Raw genomic sequence first — 17,083 nt, forward strand, 5'->3', positions numbered from 1 at the left:
AACTAATTGCACTATTCATTATCTTTGAAAAAAGATTTTAAATGAAGCATTTTTCCTCACTTTTGTTATTATTACTTTTAACAAGCTGCTATACTATAGAGCGCAATTGTACAGATTTTAAAACAGGTACCTTTGAATTTACCTACACTATTGATGGTGTTGAGAAAACCTCTCGTTTTAAACGAACAGAACACTTTAACATTGATTATCATGAAGAAGTAGCAGACTCTTCATCTATTCGCTGGATTAATGATTGTGAATTTATCCTTAAGAAACTTCACCCTACCAATAATTCTGAAAAAAACGCCATTCATATGAAAATCCTCTCTACAACAGAAGATTCTTATATGTTTGAATACAAGCTTGCTGTAAAACGACCAAACAAACCATTAAACACAGAAAAAGGAGTGGCCTTTAAAATAGATTAACCCTACACTTGTCTTTTTTTTTAGTTTCAACATCACATTTCGCAAATAGACAAAACGTTTGATAAATACCACAACAAGTTGTTTTCTTAAAAATACATCACAAAGCAGCAACAGAAACTGCATACTATTGCAACATAACAATAATTGTAATTTTTAGTTGTTTTTTTTTTATAGAGTTAATCAAACCCCGACTCCAACAAAAAGAATATAATACTCAATAGGTAATCATTAGAATAAAGATTATTATTTATTAACTCAATAATTACAGATGTAACTCTCAGCCAAACCATTAACACCCAAAATTTCACAATAGGGTTGCAGTTTTAGCTAGTTCAACGATTCTAAAACAAAAAAAATAAAAAACTCTTAATAAACAAATTAAGTCTTAGAAGAGCTTAGCTTGCCCTGTATCATCAACATCTATATCATCGTCGTCATCTTGGGATGCGCTATTTGACTTTTGTTTAATATCCGTTTTTGAGCCTTCAGCTTGTGAATTTTCAGAAACTGTTTCTTCATCAACCACCTCTAACTCATCTGCATGCACTTCTTCTGGAGCCTCATAAGGCAATGCTTCTAACAAGTTTATCTGATTAATTTTATCTTTTGTCAACTGATTTCCTAATGCCGTAATACCTTTTATAGAAATAAACTCTTCAAGATTCACCTCCATATTTGGTTTTCGGTCTTTACCACGCTCTTTAGTGAATTCCACCTCTACCATTGGCCTCCAGTCTGTTGAAACGATCTCTAATTGCGAATCCGAATGATCCGAAATAAAAGACTCTTCCCTTCCTTCTTGTTCTATTATAAAACGTTTTACATAGTAACGCTCCTTTTCTCCATCATAATAAATGGCCGATATTGGTTTTTTAGGAATCCATTTTTCTAAGACAATCATATCACTATCAAAATGCGTCGTCAATTCTGGTATAATAGTTTTAACCACTCCAGATTGATTGATAACAAGAAGCCTATCTTCTCCTCTAAACTCACCTATCAATTCACCTCTTCCATCAACATTTAACCTCTGCACTGTATCGTCAAACCAAATTTTGCGCGGCTTTAAGGTAGATACTCCTTTTTCTTTAAGCTCCACACGCTTAATAGCATATTTAGTAACTTGATTTCCTTTAGATGCTCTCCCTTTGATAAGAATATCTGCAAAATCTAAATCCCATTTTAACTTCTTAATACTTCCTACTTGTCGCAACATTATTGTTACTACTTCGGCTTCACCATTAGGATTGGCAGAAAAATACCATAATACAGAACCTTTACTACCGTTAGTTAAATCGTACTCACGATCTCTAGTCATACTCGTTACCGCAAATCGTTTTACGTAAGAAGGCCCACTTTTACCATCGCGATAAATCATATTATAAATGGTACGCTTATCTTTCTTCTTAAATACAGCAACATGAATAATGTTTTTACCTATAAAAGTTTTAGAATCTACTTTGGTAACCATCATCTTACCCTCTTTGGTAAACACAATAATATCATCTATATCACTGCAGTCGCACACGTATTCATCGCGTCTCAATGACGTACCAATAAAACCTTCTTCTCTATTTACATAAAGTTTTGTATTCCTAATAACAACCTTTGTCGCATCTACATCATCAAAAATTCTTATTTCTGTTTTACGCTCTTTACCCTCTCCGTATTCCTTTTTTAAACGTTCAAAATAAGCTATAGCGTAATCAATTAGATTCGCTAAGTGATGTTTTACTTCAGCTATTTGATCTTCTAAAGCATCTATTTTTTGCTGTGCTTTATCAATATCAAATTTAGAAATACGCTTAATTCTAATTTCGGTTAAGCGCGTAATATCTTCAACTGTAATTTTTCGTTTTAAATGTTTTATATGAGGCTGAAGTCCTTTGTCAATAGCATTTATAACACCATCCCAAGTTTCTTCTTCTTCAATATCGCGATAGATTCTATTTTCAATAAAAATACGCTCTAATGACGCAAAGTGCCATTGCTCTTCAAACTCACCAAGTTTTATTTCTAATTCACTTTTTAAAAGCTGAACGGTATTATCTGTTGAGCGACGCAACATTTCTGTGACACCAACAAAATACGGCTTGTTATCTTCAATAACACAACCCAATGGAGAAATTGACGTTTCACAACTCGTAAAAGCATACAATGCATCAATGGTTTTGTCGGGCGACAAACCTGAAGGCAAATGAATTAAGATCTCTACATTAGCAGCTGTATTATCTTCAATCTTTTTTATCTTAATTTTCCCCTTGTCGTTTGCCTTAAGTATAGAGTCTATAAGCGACGATGTTGTAGTACCATAAGGAATTTCAGTAATAACTAAAGTATTCTTATCACGTTGAGAAATTTGAGCTCTAACTCTAACCTTACCTCCACGTAAACCATCATTATAATTGGTGAAATCTGCAATACCAGCTGTTGGAAAATCTGGCAATAACGTAAAGCGCTTTCCTTTAAGATGTTTTACAGAAGCATCAATAAGCTCAATAAAATTATGCGGTAAAATCTTTGTAGACAAACCTACAGCAATTCCTTCTCCTCCTTGTGCAAGAAGCAAAGGAAACATAACTGGTAAATTAATAGGCTCTTTTCTTCTACCATCATAAGAAGCTTGCCATTCGGTAATCTTAGGATTATAAACAACATCTAAAGCAAACTTAGAAAGTCTAGCTTCAATATATCTTGAAGCTGCAGCACGATCTCCCGTTAAAATATTTCCCCAGTTTCCTTGGGTATCTATTAATAAATCTTTCTGACCAATCTGCACCATAGCATCAGCAATACTAGCATCACCATGCGGATGATACTGCATAGTATGACCAACAATGTTCGCTACTTTGTTATAACGACCATCATCTAAATCTTTCATAGAATGCATTATACGACGCTGAACAGGTTTAAAACCATCTTCAATGGCAGGTACAGCACGTTCTAATATGACATAAGAAGCGTAATCCAAAAACCATTCCTTGTACATTCCAGTAACCTTGGTAATGGTTTCCTGGCTACCTTCGTCCTCATTTAACAACTCATCATGTTCTTCTATCATCTATCCAACTTTATGCTTTATGTTTTCTTTTATAATCTTTCTTAAAGACTGCTTTACATACTTTAATTTTTTTCGTTTTAACAATGTTATATTAAAACGCTCTTTAGATATTGTTCCATCGCTATTCTCTTTAGCAATCACTAAAACGCTATATACAATGTAATCATGAACCTTAAAACCTATTAATTTATGTTTAGAAATCTCAACTTTGTTTTCTCTGTAATTAATGAATTCTGTCAGTATTAATCCACTATTAGTAATTACAATTTTTGCACCATCACTATCGTACTCAAAATATCTGGCTACAAAATGTACAATAACTACTGCAACGATTAACCCCAATATGACATAAAATGAACTTCCTTCAAATAATTCAATAGACTTAAACACAGTTCCTAACAAAACTGCTGCTACGACCAATAAAAAATATAAGGATATTATAGTATTTTTTACTTTTCTATTATCTGTTCTCATATAGTATCTTCTACAACATCTAATTCAACTTTAAGATTGTCAATAATAAATTCTTGACGTGTAGGTGTATTTTTTCCCATGTAGAAAGACAATAACTCTTCTATAGACATGTCTTTATCCAACATTACAGGATCTAAACGAATATCTGCACCAATAAAATGAACAAACTCATCTGGCGAAATTTCACCCAAACCTTTAAATCGAGTGATTTCTGGTTTTGGTTTTAATTTTTCCATAGCATCTTTACGCTCTTGTTCTGAATAGCAATAAATAGTTTCCTTTTTATTTCGCACTCTAAACAATGGTGTCTGTAGAATATAAAGATGTCCATCTTTTATAACTTCTGGAAAGAATTGCAAAAAGAACGTAATTAACAACAACCGAATGTGCATACCATCCACATCGGCATCTGTAGCAATAACGACGTTGTTATAGCGTAAATCCTCTAGAGATTCTTCAATATTTAACGCAGCTTGAAGCAAATTAAATTCTTCATTCTCATAAACGATTTTTTTACTCAATCCGTAGCAATTTAGAGGCTTCCCTTTTAAACTAAAAACAGCTTGTGTATTTACATCTCGCGACTTTGTTATACTACCAGATGCAGAATCTCCCTCTGTTATAAACAAGGTTGTTTCTAAATAGCGTTCGTTTTTAGTATCTCCAAAATGCACACGGCAATCGCGTAATTTTTTATTGTGAAGACTTGCTTTCTTTGCTCTATCTTTTGCTAGTTTTCGTATACCAGATAACTCTTTACGCTCACGTTCTGCTTGAAGAATTTTACGTTGAATTTTTTCTGCTGAATCAGGATTCTTATGTAAAAAATTATCTAAGTACTTTTTAACAAAATCATTGATATAGGTTCTTACTGTAGGCAAGTCACCGCCCATATCTGTAGATCCTAATTTGGTCTTAGTCTGACTTTCAAAAACAGGCTCCATAACTTTTATAGCAATTGCAGCAACTACAGATTTTCTAATATCTGAAGCTTCGTAGTTTTTGCCATAAAATTCTCGTATCGTTTTTACCAAAGATTCTCTAAAAGCAGCTAAATGCGTTCCACCTTGTGTCGTATTCTGACCATTGACAAACGAATGATACTCTTCGCTATACTGTGTTTTGCTATGTGTTATAGCAACTTCTATATCATCACCTTTTAAATGGATAATAGGATACAACATATCTGATTCGTTAATATTTTCAGATAATAAATCCTTTAAGCCATTTTCACTAAAATATTTTTCTCCATTAAAAACTATGGTCAATCCTGGATTAAGATACACATAGTTTTTAAGCATTTTAACAATATACTCGCTTCTGTATTTGTATTTTTTAAAGATGATTTCATCCGGAATAAAACTAACCTTAGTTCCTTTTCGTCTAGATGTATCGTCTAACAACTCTTGGTGAGTTAAGTTTCCTTGTTCAAACTCCGCAGAAGCAGATCGTCCATCTCTTGTAGACTCTACTCTAAAATAAGAAGATAAAGCGTTAACCGCCTTAGTACCTACACCATTTAAACCAACAGATTTTTTAAAGGCTTTAGAATCGTACTTTCCACCGGTATTCATCTTAGAAACCACATCTACCACTTTTCCTAATGGAATACCACGACCATAATCTCTAACAATAACACGATCTCCTTGCACAGAAATTTCTATAGTCTTACCTGCGCCCATGACATACTCATCAATAGAGTTGTCTAAAACTTCTTTTAGTAAAATATAGATACCATCATCTGGAGAAGATCCATCACCCAACTTTCCGATATACATACCAGGTCGCATTCGGATGTGTTCTTTCCAATCTAGTGAGCGTATGTTATCTTCTGTATAGTTAGACTGTTCTGCCATAAAATTTAGGTCAATTTTTTTGTTGGAACGCTAATATAAGATTATACCTTAAAAAATGAAATACGGATAGCGTAAAGTAATTAACAATAACCACCTAATATTGTTGAGAACATAGCAGTTTTGTCAAATCTGAGATAATTCCTTAGTTTTTTGTTTTAAAAACGCATTTCTAACAGCAAAAAAAATGACGTATAACGCTTAAAAACAAAACACCAACAAAATCCTCTACACTAAAAAGAAGACACCATAAAAAGCCAATAGCTAAGCCTTAAAAGCTAAGAGCCAAACTTTACACGTTAAATAAAAAGTGCATTATATCACCATCCTTAACAATATAATTTTTACCCTCTACACGCATTTTACCAGCTTCTTTAACTTTAGCTTCACTGCCATAGGCAATGTAGTCTTCGTAAGCAATAACTTCAGCTCTAATAAATCCTTTTTCAAAATCGGTATGAATAACACCTGCAGCCTGCGGACCAGTTGCTCCAACATTAACTGTCCATGCTCTTACTTCTTTTACACCTGCTGTAAAATAGGTTTGCTGATTTAATAATTTATATGCAGAACGGATTAATTTTGCCGAACCTGGCTCCTCTAATCCAATATCTGCTAAAAACATTTGACGCTCTTCGTAGTCGTCTAATTCGTTAATATCTGCTTCGGTGCCAACAGCTAAAACTAAAACTTCTGCATTTTCATCTTTTACAGCCTCTCGTACTTTATCTACATAAGCATTACCTGTAGTTGCAGCACCTTCATCTACATTACACACATACATTACCGGCTTATCTGTAATAAACTGTGATGGCTTTACGTAATCTTCATAATCTTCTTCAGAAAACTCTATCGCTCTAATTGAAATACCAGCTTCAAGCTTTTCTTTTATAGTTAAAAGTACGGCCTCTTCTTTCTGCGCTTCTTTATTTCCTGTTTTGGCAGCACGCTTAACTTTATCTAGTTTCTTTTCAGCAGTTTCTAAATCTTTAAGCTGCAATTCCATATCAATGGTTTCCTTATCTCTAATCGGATCTACAGAACCATCAACATGTACAATGTTTTCGTTATCAAAACAACGTAAAACATGTAAAATAGCATCAGTTTCTCTAATGTTAGCTAAGAATTGATTTCCTAATCCTTCACCTTTACTAGCACCTTTTACTAAACCTGCAATATCAACAATCTCTACAGTTGCTGGTAATACGCGCTCTGGATTCACCAATTCTTCTAATTTCTCTAATCTTGGATCAGGTACATTTACCACACCAATATTAGGTTCTATAGTACAAAACGGAAAGTTAGCACTTTGCGCTTTAGCGTTAGATAAACAGTTAAATAAGGTTGACTTTCCTACGTTTGGTAATCCTACTATTCCAGCTTTCATCGAAAAACTTGTTTTGCCTTCCCTTAAAGAAGGGAATCTTGTTAATTTTTAATCGCAAATTTTGCGAGTGCAAATGTAAGTAATTCGTAGAATAGTTGAGATATATTTTTATTGGAATAATTGATAGCTTAAATACACATGTAGAGGGCCCTCATAACAAAACAAACACCAGGCTGCAACACCTTGATTTTATACACCTTGCGCTTCTACAACATTATATTCTCAAGAAGCCCTAGGCTTGTATTACGTTTTTAAAAGTTGGCGAACTCTCAGTAATACTCCCTACACCTTTTTTATTTACCTTAAAAACAACATCCTTTTCTGTTGTAAACAATAAAACAGATAAAAAAGAGCTTTTTAAGTGTGATTTTAAAATAACTAATGCATCTTCTAAAGTAAGTTCTTCCTCAATATCTTCAGTTTCCCTTGGTCTAAAACTATATTTAAGCATAACCTTAAAGTCGCTATCAGAATATATTGGCCTAATAAATATATTCTTTAATTCAGGCTTACCTATAGTCTTAGCCATGGTTAATTTTGCAAAAGTACAGTCCGCTATACTTTCTTTTACCTGTTCCCAGAAAACAATAAATTCATCTTGATATGTCATAAATTTAAAAATAAATAATACTACTAACGTTTTAGGATAAACACTTAATTAAACGGGCTAAAAAAAAGATATAAACCCCATACAATTAACGGCTACAATATTAAAAACCCCAAGTTAACAACTCAGGATTTAAATCTCAATTAATAATACAAATAACACTACATTACTCTCGCTCTAACAGCTTTTTAGAAACCTTAAAAGTTGCAGAATACAACAAGCCTTCTTGGCGTTTTTTAAAATCTGAGAATGCTTTAGTATACCATTTAGAATCTGTGGCTTTCTTTTTAAAAGCGTCGTGATTAGCAACATCATATACCTCTGATTCAAACCAAGGCTCAATTTCATAAACTGATATACCAAAATGCTCTACACGCTTTAATACGGTTTCAAAATCTGATGCTGAAAAATAGTGTGTAGATTCACTATCAAATCCATCGTTTACATTTTCTAAATCGTTAAATACATTTTTTTCTAAGAATTCAGTTTGTGTCATATTATATGAGTAATTTTTATGGAACGTATCCTTTTATAATGAAGCACTAAAACATGTTTAGCACAATGAGGCGAAGTTAGCTTATCTATATACAACAGCAATACAGTCGCACTATTTAATTTTTAAAAGCAAAAAAAATCCCAAGCTAAAGACTTAGGATTCTTATAATATCTATGGTTAAAACGATTAATGGCCATCAGGATGCATAAAACGTTGTTTTCCTAACAGCTGTTCTTCCGTTTCTACGTGGTCTTCATCCGGAACACAACAGTCTACTGGACAAACAGCCGCACATTGCGGTTCTTCATGAAAGCCCATACATTCCGTACACTTATCTGGTGCAATGTAATACACTTCGTCACTTATAGGTTCCTGTGTTTCTTCTGCGTCCACTTCTTTACCGTTTGTTAAAACTATCTTACCTTTTAAGCTGGTACCATCGGAATAGCGCCAATCGTCTGCACCTTCATAAATAGCAGTATTTGGACATTCTGGCTCACACGCTCCACAATTTATACATTCATCTGTGATTATTATTGCCATAACATTATTTTAATCTATTATTTTTATAGCTAATTAAGCGATTTTAAGACTGCATCAAAAATTAATTCAACAACAATCTAAAACTTTTATTTAGCTCATTTCTCTTTATTGCGTAAATTTGCAATTGCAAAAATAGAGCCAAAACATCGTATAACCAAACAGTATATGGATTTACAACAAAGAATTAACGCTTTTGTAAAATTAGGCGAATTTATAAATCAATTTCAGCAAAATAAAATCAGCAAAAACGACAAGATTGAAGCTAACGATTTATTCTTTGACGGATTTAAACACCAAATAAAATTGGCTCAAGAACACAACGGCTGGTTTACACAACAAAACATTACATTTACTTTAGAAAACTGGTCTAATGTATTAAGTAACAAAAACATTAACCGCTGGATAGAAAAGTATCAGTTTAATATTAATAATCCCAAAACTGTAGCCATAATTATGGCAGGAAATATTCCATTGGTTGGTTTTCACGATTTTTTATCTGTCTTAATTTCCGGTCATAATGTCTTGGTAAAACAATCCTCTAACGACAAACATTTATTACCATTTTTAGCCAAATATTTAGAAGTCATAGAACCTAATTTTAAAGGTAAAATCAAATTTACTGAAGAAAAACTAGAAAACTTTGATGCCGTTATCGCTACAGGAAGTGATAATACGGCTCGTTATTTTGAATACTATTTTAAAGACAAACCTTCTATAATAAGAAAAAACAGAAATTCGGTTGCTATATTAACAGGTAACGAAACTAATGAAGAACTAGAAGCCTTATCTCATGATATATTTAGATATTATGGTTTAGGCTGCAGAAATGTATCAAAGTTATTTGTACCTAAAGACTATAATTTTGACGCCTTTTTTAATGCTGTTTACAAATGGCATCCTATTATTAACGAATCTAAATACGCAAATAATTACGACTACAACAAGGCTGTCTATTTAATGAGTGAATTTGATATGTTAGAAAATGGTTTCCTAATGATAAAGGAAGACGAAAGCTATGCCTCACCTATAGCAACGCTATTTTATGAGTATTATGATAACAAAACAAATTTAGAGCATAAGTTAAAAACAGATGCAGATAAAATACAATGTATTGTCGCAAATAATTTTTCTACTGATGAAATTATTTTTGGTAAAACTCAAAAGCCACAGCTTTGGGAATATGCAGACAATATAGATACTGTTGAGTTTTTGTTAAAAATGTAGCCTAAAAATTATCAATTTAATAACATAAAATAACCAATTAATTAGCACCTTTGTAGCTGTTTTAACTTCAGGATTAAATTCAGTATACAATGAAAAAACATAATTTTAGTGCAGGACCATGCGTATTACCAAAGTCAGTAATAGAACAAGCAGCAGCAGCTGTTTTAAATTTTGACGACGGTTTATCGCTTTTAGAAATTTCACACCGTAGCAAACCTTTTGTAGATGTTATGGAAAACGCTAGATCCTTAGCATTAGAATTGTTAGGTCTTGAAGGTAAGGGTTATAAAGCTTTATTTCTTCAAGGTGGTGCAAGTACACAATTTTTAATGGTAGCCTTAAATCTTTTAGAAAAAAGAGCTGGTTATTTAAATTCAGGTACTTGGGCAGACAAGTCTATTAAAGAAGCTAAAATCTATGATGATATATATGAAGTAGGCTCTTCAAAAAGTGCCAACTACAACTATATTCCTAAAGGATATGATATTCCAGAGGATTACGATTATTTTCACTGTACCTCTAACAATACCATTTTTGGAACACAGATGAAGAGTTTCCCAAACTCACCTGTTCCTTTAGTATGTGATATGAGTAGTGATATATTTTCACGTCAATTAGATTTTTCAAAATTTGATTTGATTTACGCAGGCGCTCAAAAAAATATGGGACCTGCCGGAACAACTTTAGTTGTAATAAAAGAAGACATCTTAGGAAAAGTATCGCGTAAAATTCCTTCTATGATGGATTACAAAATACATATCAGTAAAGGCAGTATGTTTAATACTCCACCTGTTTTTGCAGTGTATACATCTATGCTAACCTTAGAATGGTTGAAAAACTTAGGAGGTATTAAAGCCATTGAAGAGTTAAATGAAAAGAAAGCACGTTTAATGTATTCTGAAATTGACTTAAACCCACTATTTAAAGGTTACGCTGTAAAAGAAGATCGCTCTATGATGAATGCAACATTCACTTTAGAAAACGAAAATCTTAAGGAAACGTTTGAAGCTATGATTAAAGAAGCTGGTATTAATGGCATTAATGGTCATAGAAGTGTTGGTGGCTACAGAGCTTCAATGTACAACGCTCTATCATTAGATAGTGTGAAGGCTTTAGTTGAAGTCATGAGTGAATTAGAGAGCAAAGCCTAAAGTGAGCTACCATACAAATGGGAATCGCATCACAAAATAATTATAACAAAATTTAATGTTTCCGTTTTACGGAAATGAAAAACAAGTTTTTCAATGAAAGTATTAGCAAACGACGGAGTTTCTCAAAGTGGAATTAACGCTTTAGAAGCAGCTGGTTACGAAGTATTAACAACCACAGTCGCACAAGAACAATTAGAAAACTATATCAATAAAAATAACATTTCTGTTTTATTAGTAAGAAGTGCTACAACAGTAAGAAAAAATATTATTGACAACTGTCCAAGCCTTAAAATTATAGGACGAGGCGGTGTTGGTATGGATAATATCGATGTAGAATACGCACGTAGCAAAGGTTTAAAAGTGATAAATACGCCTGCAGCATCATCACACTCAGTTGCAGAATTGGTATTTGGCCATTTTTATGGTTTAGCACGTTATTTACATAATTCTAATCGCGATATGCCATTAGAAGGTGATGCTAACTTTAAAGGCTTAAAAAAATCTTATGCTAAAGGCACCGAATTAAAAGGTAAAACTTTAGGTGTTTTAGGTTTTGGACGTATAGGACAAGCAACAGCTAAAGTGGCTATTGGTGCCGGAATGAAAGTCGTAGCCTTTGATCCGTTTTTAGAAAAAGCAGACTTACAATTAGATTTCTTTGATGGTCAGAAACTAAATTTTGAAATTACAACCATTTCAAAAGAAGAAGTTTTAAAACAAGCCGATTTTTTAACCTTGCATGTACCAGCACAAAAAGACTACGTAATTGACGAAGCCGAATTTAACCAAATGAAAGACGGTGTAATTATAGCCAATGCAGCACGTGGTGGAGTTGTTAATGAAGTTGCTTTAGTAAAAGCAATAGAAAGCGGTAAAGTTGCTAGAGCAGCTTTAGATGTATACGAAAAAGAACCTAAGCCTGAGGTACAATTATTAATGAATCCTGCATTATCATTGACACCACACACAGGAGCAGCAACCAACGAAGCACAAGACAGAATTGGTACTGAATTAGCAGAACAAATTATAAATATTTTAGGTTAAGCATTTAAATGTGACCAAAGCAAATAAAATGAGTCCTACTAACGTGGGACTTTTTTTTGTACCTTACACAATGCTTAATTTTATTAACCTTAATTATATACAACAAAATGGCAGGAATTTTAGATTTATTAAACAGTGACTTAGGAAAAACCATCATTAGTGGTGTTTCTGGTTCTACAGGAACCGATCAAGATAAAACAAGTAGCGTATTAACAATGGCGTTACCAGTGTTAATGAAAGCAATGGAGCGTAACGCTTCTACTCCAGATGGAGCAGCTGGACTTATGGGAGCATTAAGCAGCAAGCATGATGGTAGCATTTTAGATAACCTCGGAGGTTTGTTTGGTGGTGGTGTTGATGATAATGTAAAAGATGATGGAGCTAAAATCCTTAATCATGTATTAGGAAGTAAGCAGCAAGGTGTAGAACAAGTTATTGGTCAAAAAGCTGGTTTAGATGCAGGATCTGTCGCTAACATCTTAAAAGTAGCAGCTCCAATACTAATGGGTGTTTTAGGAAAACAAGCTAGCCAAAACAATGTAAGCTCACAAAATGATATTAGTGGCCTTTTAGGTGGTTTACTTGGAGGTAACGATACTGCCAATGAACAAAGTTTCTTAGAAAAAATATTAGACGCCGATGGTGACGGTAGTGTTATCGATGATGTCGCTGGCATGGTTTTAGGCGGAGGAAATAAAAGCTCAGGAGGAATTGGCGGTCTTTTAGGCGGTTTATTCGGAAAATAAAATGCCATTCAAAATATTAAAAAGCAGCTCAAACGAGCTGCTTTTTTTTATTCTACAACATTTACCTTTCAGAAAAGATACGTTAACGCACTCAAATGGTCAGTTCACATAATTTAGGTTGTAAAAACAGTAAATATCACCTTGCTTTGTAGTGTTAATTTGAAGTAAAAACATACATACACTAACAATTTTTAATACCTTTAATATTTATGGAACGAGGCCGTTTAATATATTATTATAAAAAATAAAAAAATGAGTAATAGTAAACCTCTCTATCCATCAAAAAAAAACAAAAAAACATGAAAAAGATTATTCCATTTATTATTGTGCTCGTTTTAATTGCTAGTTGCAAATCGTATAACACAAACCAAACCATTAATAATGAGAACAAAAATAGCTTAGTGCAAAGCGATACCGTTTATATAAATAGTGATGAAAACGATTACGAAATTATTATTATAGAGCCAGGATTTAACACATGGTTAGCGAGTACTGCAAGACCTGAAGGTTATTATTCTCAAGAATTTTTAGAATCTAGAAATGCCATATTTGTACAATCATGGAATCAAAGAAATATGCAACCTCAAACTTACGACCCAAACCTTTATGAATTACGTATAGATTATGATACACGTACAGATTATGGATATGAAATAAACTATAAGCTATATAACTACTTTATCTATTTCCAATTAACATACAAGCAAAAACTATCTTCTTTTACACCTAGAATTTAGTATAGAAAACCATCATAATTTACTAATTTTGCAGCACGATATTCGTGCTATGAAAAAATTTAAAAAACATTGGGAAATTCAACACAATTGGCAGTTGTTATTTCCTTTTTTTGGTTTGGTTATTTTAGGGTATTCTGCTTTTAAAATTTCTAATGCCTTTTTAGAAAACTACGGTTTAACGCTGAGTTTGGTCGCTTCTATTTTTGTTTTCTTTCTGTTATTAAAATTAACGTTATTCATGTTTAAAAAATTAGAAAAGAAATGGATTCTCGATTATAAATGGGAAATGATCCGTGTCTTTATGGTATTTGCCTTTACAGGTACATCATCCTTATTTGTTGGAAGACCCATAATAAAGCTTATTGGAATTACTAAAGAAAACTTAAACCCTATTCTCTATTGGTTTTTATTTATTATTATTGGGCTCATTTTCTACCAAATTCTATTAGTAATGTTTGGATGGCTTTTTGGTCAGTTTAAATTTTTCTGGGAATTTGAAAAGAAAATGCTACGAAGGTTCGGATTTAAACGCTTTTTAGATTGAAAACAAAAACAGTAATAACATCACTTTTTAAAACATTAGCAATTGTGCTAATGCTTTCTGTGTTGTTACCTTCTGCTGTAAAATTAACCCATGCTTTTAATCATCATTCACATCAGGTCTGTGATTCAGACAACGCGCTTAAAACTCACTTTCATGAATCTGATTTAGATTGTGATTTTTATAAATTCAAACTCACAAACAACTTATTTCTAGTCTGTAACAACTATGAAATAATTACAAAAATAACAGCGACAGAACAGCTGTCTTCATATTATAATTCTTTAAAAAGTTATCAGCATTCCACACGATTTGTAAGAGGACCTCCTCATGTGAGTTAGAATAAAAATTTTCTAATACTCTCATAAAATCTATTTGAATGAAATCAATAATTATTGGCTTAGTTATAGCTATTTCTGGCTTTAGCTACAGTCAAAACTGCAGCTATATTTTTTTAGGTGAAGTCAAAGATTTTCATGATGGCACACCCATTGAATCTGCTACTATTTACATTAAAGAAAGTGATAAATATATAATTTCAGATTTTGATGGTAAGTTCAGAATTGAAAACCTTTGCTCTGGCACTTTAACATTAACTATTTCTCATATTGGATGCGAAACAAAAACGGTTTCATATACCATTGACAATGATGTTTTTAAAATTATTTCCTTAGAACACCATTTAGAAGAACTAAATGAAGTTGTGGTGAATTCTCATTTAAAAACAGAAGGTACTAGTATAGAGAAAACTATTAATAAAGCAGATTTAGAAAAATACACCGATAAATCCTTAGGTGATGCTCTAAATTCGGTAAGTGGTGTGTCTTCACTAAATACGGGAAATACTATTGTAAAACCCATGATACATGGTTTACACAGCAGCCGTTTATTAATTATTAATAATAATGTACGCATGTTTGACCAAGAATGGGGAGATGAACATGCACCAAACATTGATATTAATTCTAGTAATAAAGTTGAAGTGATTAAAGGGGCTAATACCTTAAAGTATGGAAGTGATGCCATTGGAGGATTAATCCTTGTACAACCTAAAAAATACGTTGCTCAAGACAGTTTATTTGGTAGCACTATGTTATCATTAAATTCAAATGGACGTGGTGGTAATATAAATTCAGAACTGGTTAAAACCTATAAATCTGGATTTTATGGTAGAATTCAAGCAAGCTACAAACAATTCGGAGATTTTAAAGCACCTGACTATTATTTAACCAATAGCGGTTTAAAAAATAGCAATGCCTCTGCAAGAATCGGCTACAGAACTTTTGAAAAAGGTTTTGATGCCTACTATAGTGTTGTGAGTAATGAGTTCGCTATTTTACAAGCATCACACATTGGTAATGTCGGAGATTTGGTTGCTGCAATAAATAGCAGAGAACCACGTGTCATTGAAGATTTCTCATATAATATTGATTACCCGAAACAAAATATTTTGCATCATTTAGCAAAGATTGAAGCCTATAAGCGGTTTAAGAACTTTGGGAAATTATCGGTGCAATATGATATGCAAATTAACAGACGAAAAGAATTCGATTTAAGAAGAGGTAATTTAGCAGACACTCCTGTTATAGATCTTAGATTATTCACAAATTCTTTACAGACTAATTTGAATATAGATGCTATTGATAATCTTAAAATAGATACAGGCTTATTAGTGCGTTATCAGCAAAATGATGCTGTTTCAGGGACTGGAATAAGTCCTTTAATTCCTGATTTTCAAAAGTATGATGCAAGTATTTATATGATTGGAAATTATGACTTAAATGAGTCTTCTGAAATAAGTGCTGGAGCGCGTTACGATTTTACAAGAATTGAAGCTGAAAAGCGGTATAATTTAACAGATTGGAATGACACGTATAATTACGATGAATTATTCCCGCAATTTGAAACTAATAATATAGATAATTCTAAGATTTTAACACGTCCGGAATTTACATTTCATAACATTTCTGCCAATTTGGGATATTCTAAGCAATTTAATAGCGACATATCCTTATTTGTTAATTATGGTTTGGCAACGCGAGTACCTAACCCATCAGAATTGTTTAGCGACGGTTTACATCATAGTGCTGCGAGAATAGAAACTGGTTTATTAACCCTTAATAAAGAAATCGCGAATAAGTTCGTGGCGTCTTTAGAAAGAAACAATCAGAATTTTGGATTTTCAATCAGTCCGTATTTTAAAGCTATTAACGATTATATTCAACTTATTCCTGTTGGTATTACCACAACCATTAGAGGAGCGTTTCCTGTATGGGAATATAATCAGATTAATGCACAAATTTTCGGTGTTGATATTGATGTCAATAAAAAAATCACCGATAAATTTAATTACAAAGGCAGTATAAGTCTTTTAAAAGGTGAAAACCTTAGCCAAGACATACCACTTATACATATGCCTTCAACAAATTTTACGAATAGTATATCCTATTATAATGACGAGTTAAATCAATTATCCATTAATTTAATTCACAAAACTGTATTACAACAAAATAAATTTCCAGATTATAACTTTTATACATTTAACCCAATACTACAAGAAGATGTGTATGTAGACATTAGCTCTACTCCACCTGCGTATTCATTATTTAGTTTTAATAGCTCTGTTAGCTTTAAAGCTTTTAAAACAGGAACATTAAAATTAGAATTAAATGTCGAAAATCTATTTAACACAAAGTACAATGAGTACTTAAATAGACAAAGGTATTTTGCTAATGAATTGGGCAGAAACATTAACTTAAAAATAAAGATCAATTATTAACTCAAAAATTAA

Annotated in this window: 16 protein-coding genes; 9 read left to right on the forward strand and 7 right to left on the reverse strand. The window is 32.5% G+C overall.

Annotated elements, in window-relative coordinates; all coding sequences use genetic code 11:
- The first annotated feature begins 41 nt into the window (after nt 1-41).
- Nucleotides 42-428 (forward strand): hypothetical protein, encoded by a 387-nt coding sequence (locus VDP25_RS09870; protein WP_334469299.1) that lies wholly within the window; start codon nt 42-44, stop codon nt 426-428.
- Nucleotides 429-813: 385 nt separating this feature from the next.
- Here VDP25_RS09870 and VDP25_RS09875 read toward each other — a convergent pair whose 3' ends face one another.
- The 7 genes from VDP25_RS09875 to VDP25_RS09905 form a co-directional block, all read right to left on the reverse strand.
- On the reverse strand, nt 814-3,489 hold the full coding sequence (locus VDP25_RS09875) for a DNA gyrase/topoisomerase IV subunit A (protein WP_334469301.1): 2,676 nt from the start codon (nt 3,487-3,489) through the stop codon (nt 814-816).
- The gene (locus VDP25_RS09880; RefSeq protein ID WP_334469303.1) at nt 3,490-3,963 is read right to left on the reverse strand and encodes a hypothetical protein; all 474 of its coding nucleotides are present in this window, start codon (nt 3,961-3,963) and stop codon (nt 3,490-3,492) included.
- Entirely contained in the window at nt 3,960-5,819 is a 1,860-nt protein-coding gene (locus VDP25_RS09885) for a DNA topoisomerase IV subunit B (RefSeq protein ID WP_334469305.1), read from the reverse strand. Before VDP25_RS09885 ends, VDP25_RS09880 begins: the two co-directional genes overlap by 4 nt.
- A 289-nt stretch (nt 5,820-6,108) precedes the next feature.
- Nucleotides 6,109-7,203: a redox-regulated ATPase YchF gene (ychF, locus tag VDP25_RS09890; protein WP_334469307.1), complete on the reverse strand. Its 1,095-nt coding sequence runs from the start codon at nt 7,201-7,203 to the stop codon at nt 6,109-6,111.
- 232 nt (nt 7,204-7,435) lie between these two features.
- Nucleotides 7,436-7,813: a hypothetical protein gene (locus tag VDP25_RS09895; RefSeq protein ID WP_334469309.1), complete on the reverse strand. Its 378-nt coding sequence runs from the start codon at nt 7,811-7,813 to the stop codon at nt 7,436-7,438.
- A 163-nt stretch (nt 7,814-7,976) separates the two neighbouring features.
- Complete coding sequence (locus tag VDP25_RS09900) at nt 7,977-8,306, reverse strand: hypothetical protein (protein WP_334469311.1); 330 nt, start codon at nt 8,304-8,306, stop codon at nt 7,977-7,979.
- 186 nt (nt 8,307-8,492) lie between these two features.
- Nucleotides 8,493-8,849 carry a 4Fe-4S dicluster domain-containing protein gene (locus VDP25_RS09905; RefSeq protein WP_215925755.1) on the reverse strand — a complete coding sequence of 119 codons (357 nt, stop codon included), beginning with the start codon at nt 8,847-8,849 and terminating at the stop codon, nt 8,493-8,495.
- A 165-nt stretch (nt 8,850-9,014) separates the two neighbouring features.
- Here VDP25_RS09905 and VDP25_RS09910 point away from each other — a divergent pair, with 165 nt between their 5' ends.
- From VDP25_RS09910 to VDP25_RS09945, 8 genes are all read left to right on the forward strand, one after another.
- A complete protein-coding gene (locus tag VDP25_RS09910; protein ID WP_334469313.1) occupies nt 9,015-10,073 on the forward strand; it encodes an acyl-CoA reductase in 1,059 nt (352 codons plus the stop codon).
- A gap of 89 nt (nt 10,074-10,162) precedes the next feature.
- Complete coding sequence (gene serC / locus VDP25_RS09915) at nt 10,163-11,224, forward strand: 3-phosphoserine/phosphohydroxythreonine transaminase (protein WP_215925757.1); 1,062 nt, start codon at nt 10,163-10,165, stop codon at nt 11,222-11,224.
- A 93-nt stretch (nt 11,225-11,317) separates the two neighbouring features.
- Entirely contained in the window at nt 11,318-12,268 is a 951-nt protein-coding gene (locus VDP25_RS09920; protein WP_334469316.1) for a D-2-hydroxyacid dehydrogenase, read from the forward strand.
- A gap of 107 nt (nt 12,269-12,375) precedes the next feature.
- The gene (locus VDP25_RS09925; RefSeq protein ID WP_215925759.1) at nt 12,376-13,014 is read left to right on the forward strand and encodes a DUF937 domain-containing protein; all 639 of its coding nucleotides are present in this window, start codon (nt 12,376-12,378) and stop codon (nt 13,012-13,014) included.
- Nucleotides 13,015-13,313: 299 nt separating this feature from the next.
- Nucleotides 13,314-13,751: a DUF6146 family protein gene (locus VDP25_RS09930; protein ID WP_334469319.1), complete on the forward strand. Its 438-nt coding sequence runs from the start codon at nt 13,314-13,316 to the stop codon at nt 13,749-13,751.
- A 49-nt stretch (nt 13,752-13,800) separates the two neighbouring features.
- Nucleotides 13,801-14,295, forward strand: coding sequence for a DUF6787 family protein (locus VDP25_RS09935; protein ID WP_334469321.1), 495 nt, complete (start codon nt 13,801-13,803; stop codon nt 14,293-14,295).
- Nucleotides 14,292-14,633, forward strand: coding sequence for a hypothetical protein (locus tag VDP25_RS09940; protein ID WP_334469323.1), 342 nt, complete (start codon nt 14,292-14,294; stop codon nt 14,631-14,633). The genes VDP25_RS09935 and VDP25_RS09940 overlap by 4 nt, the downstream gene beginning before the upstream one ends.
- Nucleotides 14,634-14,671: 38 nt before the next feature.
- Nucleotides 14,672-17,071 (forward strand): TonB-dependent receptor, encoded by a 2,400-nt coding sequence (locus tag VDP25_RS09945; RefSeq protein WP_334469325.1) that lies wholly within the window; start codon nt 14,672-14,674, stop codon nt 17,069-17,071.
- The last annotated feature ends 12 nt before the right edge of the window (nt 17,072-17,083 follow it).

The organism is Winogradskyella sp. ECml5-4 (assembly GCF_036903175.1).
In the GTDB taxonomy this organism is placed as follows: Bacteria; Bacteroidota; Bacteroidia; order Flavobacteriales; family Flavobacteriaceae; genus Winogradskyella; species Winogradskyella damuponensis.